At 40.1% G+C, this 2,876-nt stretch carries 2 protein-coding genes and 1 pseudogene; 1 reads left to right on the top strand and 2 read right to left on the bottom strand.

Features of this window, described 5'->3' with window-relative positions; genetic code table 11:
• Window positions 1-66 (top strand): annotated as a pseudogene (locus CAG69_RS22680) (transcriptional repressor RcnR to maintain nickel and cobalt homeostasis); the annotation flags it as partial.
• Window positions 67-329: 263 nt separating this feature from the next.
• Here the strand turns inward: CAG69_RS22680 and CAG69_RS03285 are convergent.
• Together CAG69_RS03285 and denD are read right to left on the bottom strand one after the other, a co-directional pair.
• On the bottom strand, window positions 330-1,823 hold the full coding sequence (locus tag CAG69_RS03285) for a GntP family permease (RefSeq protein ID WP_161442705.1): 1,494 nt from the start codon (window positions 1,821-1,823) through the stop codon (window positions 330-332).
• Complete coding sequence (gene denD / locus CAG69_RS03280; RefSeq protein WP_085569322.1) at window positions 1,823-2,782, bottom strand: D-erythronate dehydrogenase; 960 nt, start codon at window positions 2,780-2,782, stop codon at window positions 1,823-1,825. The genes CAG69_RS03285 and denD overlap by 1 nt, the downstream gene beginning before the upstream one ends.
• Window positions 2,783-2,876: the final 94 nt, after the last annotated feature.

Raw genomic sequence — 2,876 nt, 5'->3', positions numbered from 1 at the left:
GACAAAACTCAACGTGAAAAAGATATGGAAGTCGTATTGAAAGTACTGGACTCTTATATAAAATAACCCTACTTCGCTAGAGTAAAGTCACTAGGGTTAAACTCGAATAGATCCTTTATATGTAATCGTTAACTAAACGGGAAATAGAGATTCCATTTCATATCGATTAGGTTGAAAGAAACTATATCAGTTCAAGTTAAATAGTTTAGTTATCAGAACTAAAACGGCCCAAACATAGGGCCGTTCATATTATTAAAAATCCCTAAACTATCTGCTAAAAATACATATTGTGATAGGTTTTGACTTTATGGAAGAGTACAGGTAAACCTTTATACCCCTTGTAATTCGACGTGCTTAGCGCTGTAAGATTTTGTAAATGCAATACACCCCAAAAGTACAGCAAGTGGTAACACGGGATCAAAGATTGAACCATGAGATCCGAAGAATAAGTTAAGAATCATGACTAATGAACCCCCAATAGCCCAAGCAATTGTTGTTGGAATAGTCCAAATGATGAGTTGTTTCTTAACCTCAGTCACCCCCATTAGTCGATTAACAATATGGAATAACGAGTCATTAAAGTAGCCAGCAAATAGAGATCCCATCGTAGCTGCCGTCGCTGCGAATAAAAGGTTAACATCAGGAATATTCACTAAAACTGGGGCAGATATAGAAGCAGCGGTTATCATGGAGACTGTACCAGAGCCTTGAATAATGCGAACTAACGTCGCAATAATAAATGGAATCATAACCGCAGAAATAGGAAGCCCTGCAACTTGGTTGGCAATCTCTGCGCCCGCACCCGTTTCACGCAATACCGCACCTAACGCGCCACCAGCACCTGTTACTAACAAAATGATGCCACAAGTGGAGATTCCTTGTTCCATCTTTTCATTCGCTTCTTCTTTGGTAAGGTTATTACCCAATGTGTAAACCGCTAATAAGGTTGCTATTGATAGTGCAATTGTAGGGCTGCCGATAAAAGCGATAAATTGACCAAATGTTGTTGCTGTCAGCCCTTCGAAACCGAAAGTACCCTCTAATAAACCCATCACTGATTTCGCAAGTATAAGTAAAATAGGGATAATAATTGGAGCGATAGATTTACTTAAAGATGGTAGGTCTTTCGCTTCTTTACTTGCAATGTACTCTTTGTGATCATTAATCAGTTGCTCACTAGACTTCGAGAAATGTTCGGTTGGAATGAACTCAGGAAACTGCTTTTCTAACCATCTTGCATACCAAACAATACCCATGACACAAGGCGCTGCGATCATCAAACCAAAACCTAACATGCTGGCAAGATCGACACCAAAGATACCAGCAACTCCCAAAGGCCCTGGAGTCGGCGGAATAGCGTGATGCGCTACGACCAAGCCGCCCGCCAGAGCAACCGTAAGCGTTAAAATCGAGCGATTGGACGTTTTTGACAAAGACTTCGCAATTGGATAAAGAATGATAAGCGCGCTATCCACAAAGATTGGGATGCTAACAATATAGCCTGTTACAGCAAGAGCGGCCTCTTCTTTCTTTTTTCCTAACCACTTTATAAAATTATAGGCAATACTTTCTCCTGCTCCAGAAGCCTCTAAAATAGCCCCCATCATAACGCCGAGACCGATGACAATCCCTATACCGCCTAATGTTCCACCAAATCCTTTGCTAACGGTCGCAATCGTGTCGTCAACACTTAACCCACCAATAATACCTGCGATACATGCCGCAATTAACATCGCAATTAACACATGTACTTTTGTACGTAATACAAGAAAAACAAGGACTGATACGGCTACTATTAGTCCAATTACTGAGGTTGGTAACATTAGACAATCTCCATATTGTTAACAGAAATAAATTGTTGTAATACATCCTTGAAATTACTGTCTGCTTTAAATCCAAGCTCCAGTTCTTTAGTACAATCAATTTTTTGTGGCCAACTACTCACAATACGATCAATACCCGCATCATGCTCATAGGTAATATAATTAGAAAGTTGCTTACCCACTAAAGTGTCCATTGTTTGAATCATCTCAGCTGGTGTAGTTTGAATGCCAGGTAAATTAAGCGTTCTATAGGACAGATTATTTAACTGCTCATAAGGCATTAGCCCTGCATATTGAATATTGTCAACCACTCTAGACGGGCTCGATATCCAAAGTTTTAGCGTAGGGTCTACAGGACAATTTGATTCTTGAGCATTCAAAGGCTCACGAATAATTCCGCTTACGAAAGAGCTAGCGGCAAGGTTTGGTTTCCCAGGGCGAATACAAATAGTCGGTAAACGTACGGATACAGCTTTAACAAAGCCTTTACGGGCATAGTCGTTCACCAATAACTCACCTATAGCTTTTTGCGTCCCGTAGGATGACTGAGGATGAAGTGCTGTTATTGGTGTAATAGTTTCCGGAAGATCACCACCAAATACAGCTAAAGATGAAGCAAACGTAAAACGAATATTAGGGTTTACTTTACGGCAACGCTCAAGCAATAACTGTGTGGTCGTCAGATTTACAGCTACGCCTAAATCAAAATCTTGCTCAGCATGGCTCGATACAATTGCCGCTAAATGAAAAATGTGTGTCGTTTCGGCAGTAATAACTTGGTCTATATTTTCTCGCTTTGTCATATCCATGACTAAAGAAACGACTCGGTCATCAATGCCCTCTAAGCGCGACTTTTGAATGTCGACAATAGTAATACTTTCAGCTTTGTTTTCTTTTAGTAGTGATTTGGCAAGTAGGGTTCCGAGAAAACCCGCCCCTCCAGTTATGATAATATTCATAGTCACGACCCTTTGTTTTTGTAATTGGTTTCAAGTTATTTATGGATAGAAATTAAAATTGTTATAGGTATGGTTTAACCCAACTAAGGCCCAG

This window comes from Vibrio sp. V43_P6S15P86, assembly GCF_009904725.1.
Taxonomy (GTDB): Bacteria; Pseudomonadota; Gammaproteobacteria; order Enterobacterales; family Vibrionaceae; genus Vibrio; species Vibrio diabolicus.
The sequence above is the reverse complement of the archived record's forward strand: the minus strand, read 5'-3'. Positions and strand labels throughout refer to the sequence as shown.

Bases quoted from the DNA above. Each gene is read 5' to 3' on its own strand.
- CAG69_RS03285 (WP_161442705.1), bottom strand. From the start codon at position 1,823: ATGTTACCAACCTCAGTAATTGGACTAATAGTAGCCGTATCAGTCCTT.
- denD (WP_085569322.1), bottom strand. From the start codon at position 2,782: ATGAATATTATCATAACTGGAGGGGCGGGTTTTCTCGGAACCCTACTT.